Genomic DNA, 18065 nt, shown 5'->3' on the forward strand with positions numbered 1-18065 from the left:
AACGGATTTAACGTTCTGTAAGCCATGTTTTGTTCCATCGTACTGCAAACGGCAAATGCCTCGTACTCAGGTGGTAATCATCTATCTACAGAATTCTCTGTCCTTCTCTCCGTTTGGTTCCTTTGAGAAAGTTCCCCTACCAAGTTTGGGTTTCTCGCTCGAGGGGTTTACCGCGTTCCACTCTCACCATTTCTAGTGAGACTTCGTCACTGTGGCACTTTCAAGGATACTTTGCCATATCCTAAAAAGGACGTAGGCATTTTTCCTGCCGTCAGCCTTTCCCAGGCTGCCCTGGCTTATTTTTTCGCCAGGCACGAACACTACGGGCATCTCAGCACCGTGCGAGCATGGACTTTCCTCTGCAATGCACTAAATAGCATTACAGCGATTACCCGAACGTTAATCAATAAGCGTTATTATAAACGACAATGACATCTGACACAAGCTTTTTCAGCAAGACTCAATCATAAAGTTTGCTGCCGAAAACGTGTTTCTCAAGGTTCGATAGTCTTTTTAAAATATCAAAGTTTGTTGTATTAGACTGTGCAGGCTGTCTTTTCCCTTGTTCAACAGCTTCTTCAAGCTGTTTTGACAAGTGGAGGTTTTCTTGTTGAAGTTTTTCGATTTCTTGGTTGAATGTCTCATAGTCTTTAATGACCATATCTAAAAATTTATCGACTTCTTCTTGTTTGTACCCTCTGACACCTGTTTTAAATTCTTTTTCTAAAATTTCTTTCGCAGAAAGCTTTACTTTATCAGCAAGCATCTTTTTCACCTCATATCGTGAATTCATAGTATATTTTTTCAGAAATACGTGACGTTGTCAAATTTTCTCTTGCTTTTAATCAAAAAACGGATCTTCCGCCTCAACCTGCGCTCTTAGATCATCCATCGTGATGTACATAATGGGGTAATCGGTATAGGCTTCCGCCTCCCTGATCATATACTTCGGCGATCCCTCATGCTCGGGATCATATAAGACGAGAAGACCATCTGTTTTTTCAATAAAAAAGCGATTCTTTTGTTTAAATTGTGCCGGACTTTCGTACGGTCTATGCGTGACACTTTCTACAAAATCGGCCTGTGCAAGAATTCCTTCATACAACTCTTTGTTTTGTTCATTCCAGCGCTCTTCCTGTTCATAAAATGGCGTAATGACTGCAAGTTTTAACGCTGGATATTCCTCCTGAAGCTCAAACACCACTTCGGCTGTCCAAATTTCTGCCCCAAGCTGCCCTGATATGAGCACCCATTCCAGACCTTCTTCGATAAGGGCTGTCAGCCTTTTTTGAAGCTCCGCTTTTATGTATTGAAGTGCAGGCTCGTCTTGTTTGAATATCCCAAGCTCAAACGGCTTGTACCCTGTGACAGCAATAATTTTCATTTTTTCACCTGCTTTTAAAAAATGGGACTTATAAAAGTCCCATTCACTTTATCTGTTACAGCAAGGTCCACCGCAGTTAAAGTGTTGATGTGTTGTCGGGTCCACCTGAGAAAACGTATGCGGGAAGTAGTGAACATGTTTGAAATTATGGTGGTGAACATTTGTCACATGCTGCGGGTGGATATGCGGCACAATTGTTGTTGACTCGCTGTGTGTACAGCAATGATTCGTCGGATGAACAATTGGCTGTGTAACATTCGGATGGCAATGATGATGATGGTACATGTAGCATTCCCCTCTCCTTTATTTTCTTACATTATCAATGTATGAATCAAGAGGTGTACATGTACTAATGCATTAACCTATTTTAAAAGTTGGCAAGAAAAATATCTTTATAGTTTGAAAACACAAAAGCGACCAAAATGACCACAAGAAAAAACAAGTAGAAAAGACCCTTATACATGCTATACGCTCCTCATTCAATATCTAACGTTATTTTACAGGATTCGCGGACTTTCTACAATAAAAGTGCTAAACAATTTTTATTTTCGGCCGAGAGCCGAACGTTGTCATTTTTTGCGCTTTCCCGGGTAATATTATTTCATTGCCCAGCTTTTCTCAATAGCCGTTTTTTCCGCTTCTCAAGCTCTTTTGTGTCTCGCTCGCTTAACGATGAGAAAGATAATAAAGATTCCGTGATGGAAAGAGCTGACCTTGCATCTTTTTGGCGATGCTCTTTACACTTCGCAAGCTCTATACCTGCTTTTAATGCCAAATGGACATCACTTGATTCAAATAATGTTTCCCAAATTCGAACTGCTTCATCCCACTCGTTTAGCCGTTTATATTGTAATGAGAGATCAAAAGCCGCCTGATTGGCATGTTCAAAATCAGCACCTGTTAATTCCCGCAAATGCTTCGTAGCTTCCTGTACATCACGATGCGCAAGATGCCACCTAGCCAGCGCATATTTCTCATCATGTTCCTTTACCGCATCCATAGATAGAATTTTTTTGGATAGATGGATGTAAAGGCTGATTAACGAAAGGACGTCTAATTCATTATGAGTCAAAATCCCTTCGATGAGCTTCGGTTTTTGTTCCTTTAAAAAGTGAAAATAGATCATCGGTGCTAAAAAACCCGGTGTGTCGCCTTCCCGGTGGACGTGCAGCTCTTCTTTTTCAACCACAGACAGCGCCATTCGTTCATATTTATGCTTCCACAATCGTCTTGACCCATGCAGAAGATCAAAGTGGCCAAACTCTGGAAGCGCAGGGATTTGATCTCGCAGCAAAGTATGTCTCGTTTTCACTTGCGGCCAATCGAATGATTTTCCATTATATGTAACGAGTGATTCTACGTTCACTTCATCGAGAAAACTTTTATAAAGAGCCGCTTCATTTCCCGGATTTGTGAGCAGGTGCTGTTTCACCACTACTTTGTCAGTAAAAACCCGCGCATGTCCTAGCAAGAAGATCATATTTCCCGTTCCGCCAGATAATCCAGTTGTTTCTGTATCAAAGAAAAACAGTTCATGCGGCTTGTAACCTTTAGCCGATAGAGAATGCTGGATGCTGCTTTTGTTCCATGCCTCGATGACCTTTGGCAGTTCCGCAAACGAGTAGAGTCCATGCTTATCATCTAATGAATAGGTGACTTCTCGAATGAGACAAAAGGAATCCTCAAAGTGATAAGGAGCTGCACCCAATTGCTCCCATTCCTTTAAAAATGGAATGTTTTCGGCCGTCACAGGCTGAGGCTGCCCTTCCACTGTTTTTTGACGTTTTTCGTTTGGCTGGTTGTGCGATAGGTGCTTCTTCATTCGATTTAATTTCCCTTTTAAAGACATGAGTAGGTATCTTCCTCCTTCCTCTTAAAATGCAGACATCAATTCAACAATGCTGCTTTTTCCGCTCACCTCTTTCATTTCCATGCCAATGCAGGATGGACAGCCGTTCTCACAGCGGCACCGCTCTATCAGCTGAATGGCTGCACCTGCTATTTCATCGAAACGAGCTTGGACTTCTTTGCTTAAGCCGATTCCGCCAGGGTAGTGGTCATATAAAAAGACTGTCGGTTTACCGGTATGTGCCGCTTTAATTTGTGAAACAACATGAATATCTGAGCGGTCACACATCACAAAAGCAGGTACAATGTGCTGAAGAACATTTGCGATGCCAAGCAGGAGCTGTTCAAGTGTCTTCTCTTCAAATCTCCGCTCTGCCTCGTGTAATTCAAACCAAGCCGCACTCGTATGAATTTCTTCTTCCGGTAAGTGGATCGGTCCAGACCCGATATTTTCACCAGTACTCAGACGGATTTTTTTAAATATCGTAGGCATTGCGTTGACAGTCACATCACCGTAGTGAACAGATACCGCTTCTTTCTCTGTTGTCTGATCGATTTCCAGCACCTTGAGCTGAACAGCTAAATTAGCATCTGTATAGTATTCTACATCCACTTGTTTCACATAAGCCTTCAAATGCTCGTAATCTAGCTTTTCTACTTGATACTGAACCCCTTCATGTAAATAAATTGCCTCATCATGAAGCAATGTCATTGCACTGAATCGATCCATCTCTCCAATAATCCGGACATTCGCTACGTCGGATTGATCCACAATCACCACATTTTCCTGACTTGCAGATCTCAGGCTGATCCCATGCGCTGGGAACGATTGATCCGACCAATAATACCGGTTCCCGCTAAAATGAAGAACCCCTTCCTCATGTAAGTATTGCAAAATGTCTTCTACTTCCATGCCGCCAAACTGTTCATCCGTCCGAAATGGCAGCTCGTAGGAAGCACATTTTAGATGATCCACTAAAATAATGAGATTTTCAGGATTGATTCTGGCTGCTTCAGGCGGTCTATTAAAGAAATATTCAGGGTGTCTGACAATATATTGATCAAGGGGTGAGGAGCTTGCCACCATGATAATAAGCGCCTCCTCATGACGCCTTCCAGCACGTCCTGCCTGCTGCCATGTACTCGCTACACTGCCAGGATACCCCGTCATAATGCATACCTTTAGCTGACCTATATCTACCCCTAATTCTAGTGCGTTCGTGCTGACGACACCTAGAATTTCTCCTTCTCTTAACCCCTTTTCAATCATGCGCCGCTCTTTTGGCAAATAGCCTCCGCGATACCCGCGAATCGATTTTGGACCGATTTCTTTTTTCACAAGCTCTTGAATATGACTTAAAATCACTTCTACTCGTACCCTGCTTCTAGCAAAAACGATCGTTTGAATTTTTTCTTTTAAAAATGTTTTAGCCAATTGGTTGACGACAGTGGCAGCGCTTTGTCTAATATTTAATGGTTTATTCACCACTGGCGGGTTATAAAACACAAAATTCTTTTTACCGCTGGGCGCTCCGTTTCGTTCAATAAGATGCACTTTGCTCCCTGTGAGCTGCTGCGCCAGCTCTTTTGGATTCGCAATCGTTGCGGAAGTACAAATGAAAATCGGATCACTTCCATAAAATGCACAAATTCGCTTTAATCTTCGAATCACATTGGCCACATGACTGCCAAACACGCCTCGATATGTATGAAGTTCATCAATGACAATATACTTCAAATTCTCAAACAAGCTGACCCATTTCGTATGATGAGGCAAAATAGCTGAATGCAGCATATCTGGGTTTGTGATGACAATATGCCCTGCTTGTCTGACTCGCTGCCGAATGGCCGGGGAGGTGTCCCCGTCATATGTTTCACTATGAATCGGAACATCCATCTCGCGGATGATCTCGTTAAGTTCACTCTTTTGATCCTGCGCGAGCGCTTTTGTTGGGAATAAATAAAGAGAGCGGTTTGTCTGGTCTTCTGCGATCGACTGAAGAACAGGCAGATTGTAGCAAAGCGTTTTACCTGAAGCTGTTGGTGTAACCGTTACTACATGCTCACCATCCATTACTCGTTCAAAGGCTTCTTTTTGATGAATGTACAGCTCTTTAACGCCTCGTTTTTCAAGCGCCTTTTTTAGCCTGTCGTCCACTCTTTCAGGAACGGGAGAGGTCTGTGCAGGCTTTGCTTCAATTTCATGCCAATGCTCTACCTGTTCGTCTTTCTTTAATTCTTCTATCAGTTCGTTCATTGTTTTCTTTTTCATATTGCGTCCACCTCTCATTCTAGTGTACCGAATATTTGTTTGCATGACTAGGCGGCAATTTTTTGATGCGGACTTATGAGCAAATACTTTGAACTGTTGTAACAATATCTATTACACTTCTAAAGTGAAATGATTTTATCAAGGAAGAAGATGATCAGATTGAAAAACGAATTTAAGCCTTTGTTTGAACCATTTACGTTTCCAGGAGGCGCTTCTATTGATGGCCGGTTAGTCGTTGCTCCAATGACACACTTCGGTTCTCATGATGACGGCACCATTTCAAAAGACGAAATTGACTTCATTACAGCTAGATCAAGTGAAATGGGCATGGTGATTACAGCATGTGCGAATGTGACTCCAGATGGGAAGGCATTTGAAGGACAGCCTTCTATCGCAAGAGATGAAGATATCCCAGGCCTGAAAAAACTGGCTTCAGCTATCCAGGCAAAAGGAACAAAAGCCATCATTCAAATTCATCACGGCGGCTCTCAGGCTCTCCCTCATTTAGTTCCAAACGGTGATGTGGTTGCGCCAAGTGATGTGTTTAAAGATGGAAAACAAATTGCACGCGCTTTAAAAGAAGAGGAAATTACGCATATTATCGACTCCTTTAAAGAAGCGGCAAGACGAGCGGTTCAAGCAGGGTTTGACGGCGTGGAAATTCACGGAGCAAACGGTTATTTATTACAGCAATTTTACTCACCGCATAGCAATCAGCGTACAGATCAATGGGGAGGAAATGAAGAAAAACGTCTAGCTTTCCCTATTGCTGTTGTAGATGCAGTTAAAGAGGCCATCAAAGAACATGCGGCTAAACCGTTTATCTTTGGATACCGGTTATCTCCTGAAGAACCAGAAACACCTGGTTTAACAATGACAGAGACGTTTACATTAGTGGATGTTCTCAAAACAAAAAGCCTCGATTATTTGCATATCTCTCTAATGGAGATTGGCTCTAAAGCAAGACGAGGCGCAGATTCTAATAAAACTCGTATGGAACTGCTAAAAGAACGCTGCGGCGATGCTCTTCCGCTTATTGGAGTAGGCAGTGTCATTACAGCTGAAGATGCACTCCATGCTTACAATCAAGGGATTCCTCTCATCGCTGTCGCACGAGAGCTGATCGTCGACCCAGATTGGGCTAAGAAGATTAAAGAAGGCAGAGAACAAGAGATTGAAACCGTCATTAAACGCAGCCAAAAAGACAAGTATCTCATTCCAGAAGGATTGTGGTCTGTCATGGAAGCAAGTCAAGGCTGGGTTCCGATGGAGGATTAATGTCCTCAGCACGATAAAAAACTACCCTGTCAGTGGGTAGTTTTTTCTATTCATGGATTATTTCATTTTCACTGTAAAGAGCTTGGACATCTGCTTTTCTACAGAGCCTTTTGGTTCTTTATCAAGTCGTTCGATAAGGTCACCATTCATAATCACAATAGGTGTTACTGTACTTGATGCTTTCTCTTCAATCAGTTCTAAATCACATGTAATAAGAGGATCACCGATTTTCACTTTATCCCCTTCTTTCATGTGGGCTTCAAATCCTTCACCATTTAACCCAACTGTTTCAAGTCCGATATGAATCAGAAGCTCAAGCCCCGAGAGTGTTCGAATGCCAATTGCATGTTTTGTATGGAAGAGCTGAATGATTTCACCCTCTACTGGTGACACAATCGTCCCACTTTTTGGTTTTACTGCTACGCCGTCTCCCATCATCTTTTGAGAAAAGACGGGATCTGGTACATCAGTCATATCCATTAACTCTCCATCAACTGGAGAATAAATGACTTCTTCCTTTAGATCATCTTGGTTTTTTCCGAAACCGAATAATTTTTTCAGCAATGTCAATTTGCTCCCTTCAAGCTTTGCTTCTTAAATCTATTTCGTGTATGAAACTTTACGCCCATACACCTTGCTTCATTCAACACTATTTAATCATAATTTTTTCCTCTCATCAATTGATAACCGCCTGAGCCCCCTCTGCATAGGCTGTAGATGAGAGGTGATTCAGATGAAACATGAAGGCGAGAAAAAACATGAAATGCTGGCAAATGAAGATATGCTATATGAAGCGATTGAACAATTTTTTGCATCCTCCCCGTTTCACAAGATATTAAATAGTGCAGAGGCACTCATGACCACATCGCATTCACTTGCATCCATTATGACCGGTGTGACAGAGGATGAACAGAATGTGTATATCGAGATTCAATTTCCAGACCATTTTGTCGAAGGAGACATTGCGCTAGAAGTAAAAGCCCAATATTTACACTTATCAGTACAGGAAAAAATCAAAACAGATACGACTTCTTCGTATTCAAGCTTTACCAAAACCATTTTAATGCCGGCAAAAATAGATGAAACGAAAATGAAGAGTGTGTGGAAAGATCAATCGCTTCATGTGTCTGCGCCAAAGCAAACAACCCAATAGATCAATCTATTGGGTTTTAGCTATGCTTTAAAAATGCTTGTAAATCCTTTCGCCAATGAGCCTACTTGATTCATTGTACTCATCATTTGGCCAGCTGTATCAAACATTTTGTTAAAATCGTATTGCCCATTCGTTTTTTTGAATTGTGACAGCACACTTTTAAATTGAGATGGCTGCTGTTTTTGCGGCCTTGGCAATGGATAAGGGTTCATAGGCGGCTGCATGGGCATCATGCCTGGAGGCTGCTGCATTTGGGGTGGATTCATCGCTTCAGGCGGCTGTAAAGGCGGCACGTTTTCTTGGTATCCATAAGGCGGCTGATAAACAGTAGATGGTGCCTGATTCATTCCCCCTCCACCTTGATACGGCGGCATGAAATAGTCTGGAGGCTGCGGAGGCTGCTGCTGCATCTCTGGATACGGAAAAGGCCTTTGCTTGAATTGATTGAATTCATAAGGCTGCTGGTTTGAATAAGGGAACATCTATCTCGCTCCTCTCGCTCTCAACACATATTGATGTCACTCATATATTATGACCAAGAGCAGAAGATGTGCCTAAAGAAGCCATAAGAAAAACGCAGCATCATTCTTTAGCTGCGCTTTTTGATTTCTTCTATTAAAAGGTTCAGAGTGTAAACCACTGACTCAACTAAATTTTTTACACGGGGTGCGTGCTGTTTACCAAAATAAGATTGCAGGACAACCTCTTTTCCATTTTCTTTTACGGCTTCAAGCTGTTCTTGGTGTAAATATCTAGGTTTGGCCTGCTCAATAAACGAGATGGCAGCGGTGAGCCACTCCTCCATTTTCTGATCAAATGTAACAACGGCCGGCTGAATATCCGTATAAAAATCATACGATGGGTACTCCTCTTCAGCCTTTCCCTTTTGGTACTGCTCATACGCTTCTTCGATCCATATTCTCAAGTTTTGTGTATGTTCAAGTAATGTTTGATTATCCAAAGTGTTCACCTCTATGAACCATCCTATCAAACGTTTACCTATTGCTCAAATAGAAAGGCTATCCGGCGTGATATGCCGGTCTTGCTGCCAGTTTATACTCGGCTGCATGAAGCTTCACTTCACAGTCCTTTACTTCTGATTCAAGCCGGTCAATCATTTGTTCTTGCTCTTCTATCGCTGCACGTTTCGTCTGCTTCACAGCAAGAGACAGCTCTTCCTCTACCGCATCAATTTTTCGCTCGATTTCCTCTAACAACTGCATAATGGATTCTTTTGATACAAATTCGCTCATCATCAGATTCCTCCTTTATCGTCTCTCGTTACATTCTCTTTTCTTTCTCACCCTCCTTCACACATGACAAAACTAGAAGCAAATCGCCAATCTAAGTGTAGATAAGCGCTATTTCTTCCTTTTCGACAGATGCTTGTCCTTCTTTGTATGATTGCGTCCGATTGTGTAAATTCTAAAGACAAAAGGAGGTAGATTTCATGAAAAAGCAGCCAGCACCAAAAGAGCAAAAGCCAAAAGGGAAAGAAAACAGTCCAGATCAGCTGGATAAAAAGCTCGGCGGTCCTAATCGTCCATCTACGTAAAAAAAGCAGGCACCCCCTGCTTTTTATTTATGCAAAAAATAGTGCTCTAATGAGAAAAGAAAACGAAGCTGTCTTTTTTTATGAAAATACCAGTCGGTCAGCTCAATCTGCTTTGGCAGCGGCTCTGCCTCAAATAAAGATGGACTCAATTTCTTTTGAAACCAATCTTCCCTTTGATCGTCTAATGAATGTGTCATCACCGGATAAACCGTCCGAAGAAAAGGTGTTGACCTTCTAGCGATCCCTAAAAACGGTTCAAAATCAAACCGAGACCCCGTATGCGGAACGGTATGCAAAAAATGATAAAAATCCGAAAACAAATCGGCTCGAAATAATAGTTTCGCTAGTTTTTTACCTAATGTAATGCGATCCTTTACATTGGAAAACTTCCGTATGGTTAAGCCGTACAAATGCCCGTCCACCGTTGGAAAAACAACGGTTTGGAAATGTCCCCACTCGCTGAAAAGATATTGAATCGAGTGAAAAACATTCTTTTTCAGAAGAGGATTTTGTATAATAGGAGATTGTATAGTATATTGTTCATTTATGATGAGTGCATAAAGCAGACGCTCTGTGTCACGCTTTAGCCAGAAGCGTTCCCACTCAGCGCTCATAAAACGAGACACGGAGAAATAAGGAAGCAGATGAAACAAAGGTTTACTGCATCGCTTAGACCATTCGTACAAAAGAAGCTGAGGGTAAGCATCCGAAAAGATCAGCCAATTCGCTCTTTCATATGCTGTGAAAAAAAGGTGCCCCTGCTGATCCGTTAAACCTGGATGGAAGAGCTCGCCTTTTAAATCCGTCATGGACCACCCAGCATTTCTCGAGACAAAGGAAGCGAGCAGCGACCATTTCATCTCTGGATGCCGGTCATAAAAGCGCTTGTAGGCATTTGTCCTCGTCAGGTTGTCTTTATTTTTTGCTTTCGTTTCACGCAAAATTTGCTGAGTGATGATATGCTCTTCTTGGGACAACATGGTGATCTCTCCAATACAAAATGCATTAAAAGGAGGCTGAAACTTGATGATTCGGTATCCAAACGGAAAATCGTATCAGCCCATACAACAAATTGGGACAAAAAAAAGAATCAGCGGCGAATCCTCTTATAGTAACCGCGGGATGACGCTTGAGGCTGATTTAAATGAAACAAACCAATACTATTTGGTCAACGGGATCGCAGTCATTCATAAAAAGCCTACCCCAGTTCAAATTGTGAATGTGGATTATCCAAAAAGAAGTGCTGCTGTCATTAAAGAAGCCTATTTTAAACAATCATCCACAACAGACTATAACGGGGTTTACAAAGGCCGCTATATCGATTTTGAAGCAAAGGAAACCAAAAGCACTACCTCGTTTCCGCTCAAAAATTTCCACGACCATCAAATTGAGCATATGAAACAGGTTGAAAAGCAAGGCGGTATTTGTTTCGTTATTATATCCGCTTTTGGCTCCGTTTATTATTTGCCCGCTTCAGATCTCTTTTTCTTCTGGGAGCGGCAGAAAAAAAATGGCCGTAAATCCATTAGCAAAGACGAATTAATGGAAGCTGGCCACATAATGACACTTGGATATTCGCCAAGAATTGATTATATTAAAGTAGTGGAGACACTTCATTTTTCGGATGAAAGCAAGCAGCAATTACGTTCGAAAAAGGTTTAACACGAAAGGTTGAGATGTGATGTCTGATCAATTTACAAGTCGTGAACAGCGACGTAAAGCAAGTCAAGAAAACAATAAGAAGCAAAAGAACAAAAAAGGCAAAAAGAAAGCAGGTCTATTTAAAAAAATATTTTTATCTTTACTCGTGATCGGTCTACTTTGTTTAGTTGCCGGAATCACAACTTTTGCCGTTTTTGCATCAAGCGCTCCTTCTATTGATGATAGTAAGCTTAAAACACCATACTCTTCAAAGCTTTATGATAAAGACAAGAAAGTGTTTGCAGAAGTTGGTGCAGAAAAAAGAACGTATGTCTCGATAAAAGATATACCCGATGTAGTAAAAGACGCGTTTATTGCGACTGAAGATGCACGTTTTTATAAGCACCACGGGATTGATCCAATCCGTATCGGCGGTGCACTTGTCGCAAACGTTGAGGACGGCTTTGGTGCTGAAGGCGGAAGTACAATTACACAGCAGGTTGTGAAAAACTCCCTCCTGAGCAATCAAAAGACGTTAAAACGGAAAGTACAGGAAGTATGGCTCTCGATTCAGCTTGAGCAAAAATACTCTAAAGATGAAATTTTAGAAATGTATTTAAACCGTATTTTCTTCTCTCCTTATGCTTATGGTGTTGGGAAAGCAGCTGAACAATTTTTCGGAGTCACAGATTTAAATAAACTAACCGTTGCACAGGCTGCCACACTTGCAGGTATGCCGCAGAGTCCTTCTGCCTATAACCCAGTGAAACATCCCGAGGCAGCGGAAAAACGCCGTAATATCGTTTTAAGCCTTATGAAAAAACAAGGCTACATTTCAGAAAAAGACTATGACGCTGCAAAAGCAACCCCTGTCAGCAAGACAGTTGTTTCAGCTAGTAAATATAAGAGCCAAAACTCTAGTAAGTACTCTGCCTACATTGAAGAAGTGATGGAAGAAGTTCAGAAAAAAGCTAAAGTGGATGCGTCAACTGACGGATTAAAAATCTATACATCACTTGATCGAAAAGCCCAGGATCACCTAAATGATATCATTAATGGAGATTCAGTTGGATTTACGAAAGGGATGCAGGCGGGTGTGACCCTGCTTGATACGAAAAATGGTGAAATTCGCGCCATTGGCGGTGGACGTGATGTACCAGCCGGCGGCTTTAACTATGCGACGGATGCAAAACGCCAGCCAGGGTCCACAATTAAACCGATCTTAGATTACGGCCCAGTCATTGAAAACAAAAAATGGTCAACATATCAGCAAATTGATGATGCGCCGTATACGTACTCAGATGGTACACCGATTAATAACTTTGACAGAAGACATTTAGGTAAAATGTCGATGAGAAGTGCTTTGGCACAATCGCGTAACATCCCTGCACTTAAAGCATTCCAAGAAGCTGGTTCAGCCAATGCCGCTCAATTTGCTAATAATTTAGGCATGGACTTACCTTCTGATATTCCAGAATCTTATTCCATCGGTGGATTTGAAGATGGTGTGTCTTCATTAAAAATGGCAGGTGCATTTAGTGCATTCGGTAATAACGGATACTATAATGAACCGCACGCTGTTACATCTGTTGAATTTAATGACGGGACAAAGCTTGACCTTACGCCGGACTCAAAAGCAGCAATGAGTGATTACACAGCATTTATGATTACAGATATGCTGAAAACTGCTGTCCAATCTGGTACTGGTACACTTGCACAAGTACCGAACGTTCAAGTAGCTGGTAAAACAGGTACAACGAACTTCACACAAGATGTTATTAATAAACACAATATCCCTTCTGGCGGTGCAAAAGATTCATGGTTTGTCGGTTATACGCCGCAATATACAGCAGCCGTTTGGACTGGAATCGGTAATTCAAAAGATGCAGACGGAAAGATATGGCTGAATGATTACGAGCAGCGTGTTGCCAAAATCGTCTTCCAGCGATTGATTTCTCAAATTGATGATGGAAGCGGCTCATTTGAAAAACCAGACAGTGTCGTTGAAGCTACGGTTGAAAAAGGATCCGATCCAGCAAAATTAGCCGGACCAAATACACCAAGTGACAAGAAGACAACAGAATACTTTGTTAAAGGAACGGTACCAACAAAAGTCTCTGACACTTTTGAGAAAAAAGAAGCCGATAAGCCTTCTGATTTAAAAGCGGTGTATGATGAAGAGAAAAAATCCATCACACTGACTTGGGGCTATTCTGACGACGCTGATGCTACATTTAATGTCAAGCAAGCGGTTGATAATGGCGGCTATAAAGAGATTCAAAACAGCTCTGCTAAAGAAGCGGTCATCTCTGATGTGAAGCCTGGCTCCACATATAAATTCCAAGTGACAGCCACTGTAGATGATGTCACGAGTAAAGCGGCATCTACCTTCCTCACCATTAAGGATGACGCAGATGAGGAAGAAAAAGCGGATGATGAGAATAAAGAAGAAGAAGAACCGCAGCAGCCTGACGACGAGCAGACAGACCAAACAGACGATAACAAAAATCAGCCCCCTGGCACTGATGAGCAAAAGCCTGATGACAAAAAAGATCAAGATAAGGATAAGGATCAGGACCAAGGTGGAAATACAGAAAACGGAAATAATGGTTCTTCAGATAATGGCTCAGACAGTACAAATGGGAACAGCAACTCGCAAACTGATAATAAAGATAAAAAGAAAGATGATGAGAAAGCCAACTCTCAAAGTTCCAATTCGCAATCAAATGCTACTTCTCGAAAAGAAGATGAATAATGAAAAAGCACTTGCCTCCTATGGCAAGTGCTTTTTTTAACGCTGCTGTTTGATTTTTTTAAGTGCTTCATATTTTCCATACTGCTTTTTTAATTCCGTGTATAGCTCGTCCAATTGAATAAAGCAATGATATTGAGTTGGTTTTAGCAAAATGAACTCTAAACGTTCCGTCCAATTAATCGGAGCAACAGGAAATGTCTCTTGCTTGATATGTTCCCATTCAAACGTTTGGACACTCTCCCCTTTGATCCAGTAAAACATCGCAATCATACTGACGATTCCTTTCAGCATATCATCTTCTTCACAGCGGGATTTTCTTGTTTGGAAACGAGGAAGCATTTTTTCTTTTAATTCGTCCCACAGCTCAAACATCACAGGAACAAATTCTTCAGTTTCCTGCCATGGAAACTCGTCTGTTAAAGGTTCTGAAGATAGATCATATGCGAGCGGATTGGCCCTCAGTATATCTACTCGATCACCTTTAATCTCTACCTTTTTTTCTTTTAGCTTTTCGACATATGAGGTGAAAACAGCTGCCCCGCTCATGCCAGCTTCACCAATCCTTTTTTCAGCCTCTTCTGCCCTTCTCTGCACATATCAAGAAGCGGACACGATTCGCACTGCGGCCGCTGCGCCTTACAATGATATCTCCCAAAAAAGATCAGACGGTGATGCGTCACAGACCAATCTTCTTTTGGCACCTTTTTCATCAAGGTTTGCTCTACTTCAAGCACAGAATCTTTCCAGCGGCAGATGCCTAGACGTTTACTGACTCGTTCTACGTGTGTATCTACTGCTATTGCCGGTACACCAAAAGCGACCGAAACGACGACATTTGCTGTTTTCCGGCCAACCCCAGGAAGCTTAACAAGCTCATCCCGGTCCTTTGGTACTTCACCGCCATATTCTTCAATCAGCATTTTGCTCAACTTTTGAATGTTTTTAGCCTTATTTCGATAAAGACCAATCGAGCGAATATCTTGCTGCAGTTCTTCAAGTGGTACACTTAAATAGTCTTCTGGTGTTTTATATTTTTGAAAAAGCGTTTTGGTGACCTTGTTTACAAGCACGTCTGTACATTGAGCAGAGAGTGCAACAGCAATCACAAGCTCAAATGGATTGTCATGAACAAGCTCACACTCAGCCTCTGGAAACATATCTCCTATAATATCTAAACACTCATTGATTTGTTTTTTTGTTAACATGCCTTCTCCTTTATTGGTTATTGTTCCAGCCAATTATAAAAAGGAACTTGTCGTTTATAGGTGGACGTCTCTTCTTTTGAAGGCGGCGTTTTCTGCTGAGACCGGAAATGCTGGCTATGCTCTTTTGCTTCTTCCGCTGTTTTCAGCCCTTTCTTTTTCCACTCAAATAAAATTCGATCAATATAACGGAAATTTAATTTCCCTGATAAAACGGCTTCTCTTAGCGCCAGCCGAATCATCTCAGTATCATGATGGTCTTGATCCATCCAGATCGAAAGTGTTTCTCCTTCAAGAGGAGACAGCGGTCTGCCGAATTCATCTTCAAATAAAGCATATAAAGATTTTTCAGCCTGCACATGATGTTTTTGCGCTTCTTTCGCCTGTTTTGCTTCTAAAAAGTCATACAGCACGCCCCATAAAGGTTCTACTGAATAGCGGTCATGCTGAATACCAGACCTGTCTTCAAATGGCTGAATCGAGATAAATCCTTTTTGAATGAGATGCTGAACCATATACGCACACTCTTCCGCTGAAATGGTCATGCCTTGAGAAAGCTCTTCAAATGTTTGGAAGAAAACGCCTTGTTCTTCATTCATTTTAATTTTAAGCATCACCATCATCTGGGATTCATTCAGTCCTAACTGCTCATAATGAGCAATCAGCAAATTAGGCAAACTTGTCGACCCCATTTGCTGCATATTAATAAATTGCTGTCTATTCATCGGATACACCTCTTCATTTTAAGTATATCACGTTTTATTTCACGTGCCCCTCTAAAAAGACGTTTGAAAAAGCCTCCATTTGTTGGAGGCTTTCACGTCTTAAGGGTATAAACGGTTTAATAATCTTGGGAAAGGAATGGTTTCACGCACATGCGGCGCTCCGCTAATCCAAGCAACTGTACGTTCAAGTCCAAGACCAAAACCTGAATGCGGTACAGAACCGTATTGTCTTAATTCTGTATACCATTTGTAAGTTTCCTGATCAAGCCCATGTTCTTTCAATCTTGCTTCAAGAAGCTCTAAATCATGAACACGCTCAGAACCGCCAATAATCTCTCCGTAGCCTTCTGGTGCAATCAAGTCTGCACAAAGGACAACATCTTCACGATCCGGTGCTGGCTGCATATAAAACGGTTTTAATGATGTTGGGTAATGAGTGATAAACACTGGTTTATCATAGCTTTCGGCGATCGCTGTTTCGTGAGGCGCTCCGAAGTCATCTCCCCATTCGATATCATCAAAGCCTTTTTCCTGCAAGAATTTAATCGCTTCATCGTAAGTGATGCGCGGGAATGGTGCTTTGATATTTTCTAATTTTGCTGTATCACGGCCTAGTGTTTGCAGCTCCACTTTACAGTTTTCAAGTACGCTTTGAACAACATGAGACACATAATTTTCTTGATACTCAAGGTTTTCATTAAATTCGACAAAAGCCATCTCAGGCTCGATCATCCAAAACTCAATTAAATGACGTTTTGTTTTAGATTTTTCAGCTCTAAATGTTGGGCCAAATGAGAATACTTTTCCGAGTGCCATTGCCGCAGCTTCCATGTAAAGCTGACCACTTTGAGAAAGGTATGCATCTTCATCAAAATATTTCGTAGCAAACAGTTCCGTTGTGCCTTCAGGTGCACTTCCAGTTAAAATTGGCGGATCTACTTTCACGAAACCTTCTTGATGGAAGTATTCATATGTAGCACGAATAATTTCGTTACGGATTTTCATAATGGCATGCTGTTTTTTAGAACGAAGCCATAAATGACGGTGATCCATTAAGAATTCTGTTCCATGCTCTTTTGGTGTAATTGGATAATCTGTCGCTTCATGAATCACTTCAATGGATTTCACTTGCAATTCAAAACCTAGCGGTGAACGCTCATCTTTTGTCACTTGACCTGTTACATAGACGGATGTTTCTTGAGTGACTGATTTCGCCAGCTTAAAGACTTCCTCTTCCACTTCTGCTTTTACTACGACTCCTTGAATAAAGCCTGTCCCGTCACGCAGCTGCAAAAATGCAATTTTTCCGCTTGAACGTTTATTGGCAATCCATGCGCCGATGGTTACTTCTTGATCGACGTGTTTGAACACTTGATTAATCGTTGTTTTCAACATAATTCCCTCCAAAGCCAGAAAGAAACTCACCTTTAGACAGGTGTGAATCTTTTTTCATACATTTTATTATAACCGTTCTAAATCAGCATGGTCAACGCAAGACAGGAGAAACTACGGTGTTAAATTTTTTTCCACGTGTCCTGTCGAGAAGTCGACATAGCTGAAGCTATATTGATTGTTCTCATTTAAGTACGTCACTTCCCAAAGGAGTACGTCACCTTCTCTCGCTAATTTGACTTCTTTTAGCTTAGAGACCGTGTTCTCCTTTTGAACGGCTTGTACTGCTTGATTCGAAGTAATGCCTTCTTTTGCTTTTTTTGCGATTACTTTTTCTTTTTTGCTGGCAGGAACCCAAACGTAGGTCGTTTCATTCTGTTTGTTTTTCCCTTCAACAATAAATTGTTTTTCTTTCCCGACAAAGGTTTCCACTTGCTCCACTTGTACGATGTTTGCTTGTTCTTTTGCTCGTTCGATCGCTGCTTCATGCCCTTGTTCTCTTTGTCCCATGGCAATTTGATAAATCCACGTAAAGCTGATGATGCCAATAAGCAGAACGAGAGCCACTACAGATGAAATAATCCAGACTATTTTTTTCATGTCAAGCTTCCCCTATGTGCGATATATCGTAAATACCGCTTGATTTTGGTCTTCTTGATCTAATGCTAATCCAAACATGAGATCTTCTCTTTTAAGCGTTCTGTTCAATAAATCAACAATTTTGTATAGGTCTTCTGAATGCTTAATTTGAACAGTTGAAAGTACCTCTATTTTACTTTCCACTTCTAATTCCTCCTCGGTACGTAAATATTGTTAGTCATACTTTTCTGCACGGGAACCGATACTATTTTTACAACGGA

General features: G+C 41.4%; 21 protein-coding genes and 1 other RNA gene. 5 read left to right on the forward strand and 17 right to left on the reverse strand.

What is annotated here, in order from left to right:
* Nucleotides 1-13 precede the first annotated feature (13 nt).
* The 6 genes from rnpB to MHB41_RS10065 all read right to left on the reverse strand — a co-directional run bounded on the left by rnpB (nucleotide 14) and on the right by MHB41_RS10065 (nucleotide 5504).
* An RNA gene (gene rnpB, locus MHB41_RS10040) (RNase P RNA component class B) lies at nucleotides 14-400 on the reverse strand.
* A gap of 60 nt (nucleotides 401-460) precedes the next feature.
* Nucleotides 461-766 carry a cell division regulator GpsB gene (gpsB, locus tag MHB41_RS10045; protein ID WP_012010336.1) on the reverse strand — a complete coding sequence of 102 codons (306 nt, stop codon included), beginning with the start codon at nucleotides 764-766 and terminating at the stop codon, nucleotides 461-463.
* Between the two features lie 75 nt (nucleotides 767-841).
* Nucleotides 842-1384 carry a DUF1273 domain-containing protein gene (locus MHB41_RS10050; protein WP_029706022.1) on the reverse strand — a complete coding sequence of 181 codons (543 nt, stop codon included), beginning with the start codon at nucleotides 1382-1384 and terminating at the stop codon, nucleotides 842-844.
* A gap of 48 nt (nucleotides 1385-1432) precedes the next feature.
* Nucleotides 1433-1669 carry a CotD family spore coat protein gene (locus MHB41_RS10055; protein WP_080652975.1) on the reverse strand — a complete coding sequence of 79 codons (237 nt, stop codon included), beginning with the start codon at nucleotides 1667-1669 and terminating at the stop codon, nucleotides 1433-1435.
* Nucleotides 1670-1985: 316 nt separating this feature from the next.
* Nucleotides 1986-3233: a ribonuclease H-like domain-containing protein gene (locus tag MHB41_RS10060; RefSeq protein ID WP_120208128.1), complete on the reverse strand. Its 1248-nt coding sequence runs from the start codon at nucleotides 3231-3233 to the stop codon at nucleotides 1986-1988.
* Between the two features lie 24 nt (nucleotides 3234-3257).
* A complete protein-coding gene (locus MHB41_RS10065) occupies nucleotides 3258-5504 on the reverse strand; it encodes a DEAD/DEAH box helicase (RefSeq protein WP_268481314.1) in 2247 nt (748 codons plus the stop codon).
* Between the two features lie 159 nt (nucleotides 5505-5663).
* Between MHB41_RS10065 and MHB41_RS10070 the strand changes: the two genes are divergently transcribed.
* Nucleotides 5664-6782: an NADH-dependent flavin oxidoreductase gene (locus MHB41_RS10070; RefSeq protein WP_024428115.1), complete on the forward strand. Its 1119-nt coding sequence runs from the start codon at nucleotides 5664-5666 to the stop codon at nucleotides 6780-6782.
* 57 nt (nucleotides 6783-6839) lie between these two features.
* Here the strand turns inward: MHB41_RS10070 and MHB41_RS10075 are convergent, their stop codons facing one another.
* Nucleotides 6840-7346 (reverse strand): PTS glucose transporter subunit IIA, encoded by a 507-nt coding sequence (locus tag MHB41_RS10075; RefSeq protein ID WP_120208331.1) that lies wholly within the window; start codon nucleotides 7344-7346, stop codon nucleotides 6840-6842.
* A 169-nt stretch (nucleotides 7347-7515) separates the two neighbouring features.
* Between MHB41_RS10075 and MHB41_RS10080 the strand changes: the two genes are divergently transcribed.
* Complete coding sequence (locus tag MHB41_RS10080; RefSeq protein WP_120208132.1) at nucleotides 7516-7935, forward strand: Hsp20/alpha crystallin family protein; 420 nt, start codon at nucleotides 7516-7518, stop codon at nucleotides 7933-7935.
* A 20-nt stretch (nucleotides 7936-7955) separates the two neighbouring features.
* Here the strand turns inward: MHB41_RS10080 and MHB41_RS10085 are convergent, their stop codons facing one another.
* The 3 genes from MHB41_RS10085 to MHB41_RS10095 all read right to left on the reverse strand — a co-directional run bounded on the left by MHB41_RS10085 (nucleotide 7956) and on the right by MHB41_RS10095 (nucleotide 9188).
* Nucleotides 7956-8417: a YppG family protein gene (locus MHB41_RS10085; RefSeq protein WP_034280480.1), complete on the reverse strand. Its 462-nt coding sequence runs from the start codon at nucleotides 8415-8417 to the stop codon at nucleotides 7956-7958.
* 107 nt (nucleotides 8418-8524) lie between these two features.
* Nucleotides 8525-8905 carry a YppE family protein gene (locus MHB41_RS10090; protein ID WP_224426683.1) on the reverse strand — a complete coding sequence of 127 codons (381 nt, stop codon included), beginning with the start codon at nucleotides 8903-8905 and terminating at the stop codon, nucleotides 8525-8527.
* 49 nt (nucleotides 8906-8954) lie between these two features.
* Nucleotides 8955-9188, reverse strand: a complete 234-nt coding sequence (locus MHB41_RS10095) for a DUF5446 family protein (RefSeq protein ID WP_224426684.1) — start codon at nucleotides 9186-9188, stop codon at nucleotides 8955-8957.
* A gap of 197 nt (nucleotides 9189-9385) precedes the next feature.
* Here MHB41_RS10095 and sspM point away from each other — a divergent pair, with 197 nt between their 5' ends.
* Nucleotides 9386-9490, forward strand: a complete 105-nt coding sequence (gene sspM, locus MHB41_RS10100; RefSeq protein WP_024422772.1) for an acid-soluble spore protein SspM — start codon at nucleotides 9386-9388, stop codon at nucleotides 9488-9490.
* 23 nt (nucleotides 9491-9513) lie between these two features.
* Here the strand turns inward: sspM and MHB41_RS10105 are convergent, their stop codons facing one another.
* A complete protein-coding gene (locus MHB41_RS10105) occupies nucleotides 9514-10470 on the reverse strand; it encodes a DUF2515 domain-containing protein (protein ID WP_061109278.1) in 957 nt (318 codons plus the stop codon).
* Between the two features lie 46 nt (nucleotides 10471-10516).
* On the opposite strand from MHB41_RS10105, the gene recU reads away from it, so the two are divergent.
* Both recU and MHB41_RS10115 read left to right on the forward strand, forming a co-directional pair.
* Nucleotides 10517-11152, forward strand: a complete 636-nt coding sequence (gene recU / locus MHB41_RS10110; protein WP_034280474.1) for a Holliday junction resolvase RecU — start codon at nucleotides 10517-10519, stop codon at nucleotides 11150-11152.
* Nucleotides 11153-11171: 19 nt separating this feature from the next.
* A complete protein-coding gene (locus MHB41_RS10115) occupies nucleotides 11172-13886 on the forward strand; it encodes a PBP1A family penicillin-binding protein (protein ID WP_061109279.1) in 2715 nt (904 codons plus the stop codon).
* Nucleotides 13887-13922: 36 nt separating this feature from the next.
* Here the strand turns inward: MHB41_RS10115 and MHB41_RS10120 are convergent, their stop codons facing one another.
* The 6 genes from MHB41_RS10120 to MHB41_RS10145 all read right to left on the reverse strand — a co-directional run bounded on the left by MHB41_RS10120 (nucleotide 13923) and on the right by MHB41_RS10145 (nucleotide 17988).
* Nucleotides 13923-14432 carry a YpoC family protein gene (locus MHB41_RS10120; protein WP_268481316.1) on the reverse strand — a complete coding sequence of 170 codons (510 nt, stop codon included), beginning with the start codon at nucleotides 14430-14432 and terminating at the stop codon, nucleotides 13923-13925.
* Nucleotides 14429-15091 carry an endonuclease III gene (gene nth / locus MHB41_RS10125; RefSeq protein ID WP_034280464.1) on the reverse strand — a complete coding sequence of 221 codons (663 nt, stop codon included), beginning with the start codon at nucleotides 15089-15091 and terminating at the stop codon, nucleotides 14429-14431. The genes MHB41_RS10120 and nth overlap by 4 nt, the downstream gene beginning before the upstream one ends.
* A 17-nt stretch (nucleotides 15092-15108) precedes the next feature.
* A complete protein-coding gene (locus tag MHB41_RS10130) occupies nucleotides 15109-15813 on the reverse strand; it encodes a DnaD domain-containing protein (RefSeq protein ID WP_034280461.1) in 705 nt (234 codons plus the stop codon).
* A 99-nt stretch (nucleotides 15814-15912) separates the two neighbouring features.
* Nucleotides 15913-17205, reverse strand: coding sequence for an asparagine--tRNA ligase (gene asnS, locus MHB41_RS10135; RefSeq protein WP_024428109.1), 1293 nt, complete (start codon nucleotides 17203-17205; stop codon nucleotides 15913-15915).
* 114 nt (nucleotides 17206-17319) lie between these two features.
* Nucleotides 17320-17805: a cell wall elongation/penicillin-binding protein regulator TseB gene (gene tseB / locus MHB41_RS10140; RefSeq protein ID WP_024422779.1), complete on the reverse strand. Its 486-nt coding sequence runs from the start codon at nucleotides 17803-17805 to the stop codon at nucleotides 17320-17322.
* A 12-nt stretch (nucleotides 17806-17817) separates the two neighbouring features.
* Nucleotides 17818-17988, reverse strand: coding sequence for a YpmA family protein (locus MHB41_RS10145; RefSeq protein WP_065214698.1), 171 nt, complete (start codon nucleotides 17986-17988; stop codon nucleotides 17818-17820).
* Nucleotides 17989-18065 lie beyond the last annotated feature (77 nt).

It is taken from the genome of Bacillus sp. FSL H7-0578 (assembly GCF_038630855.1).
In the GTDB taxonomy this organism is placed as follows: domain Bacteria; phylum Bacillota; class Bacilli; order Bacillales; family Bacillaceae; genus Bacillus; species Bacillus safensis.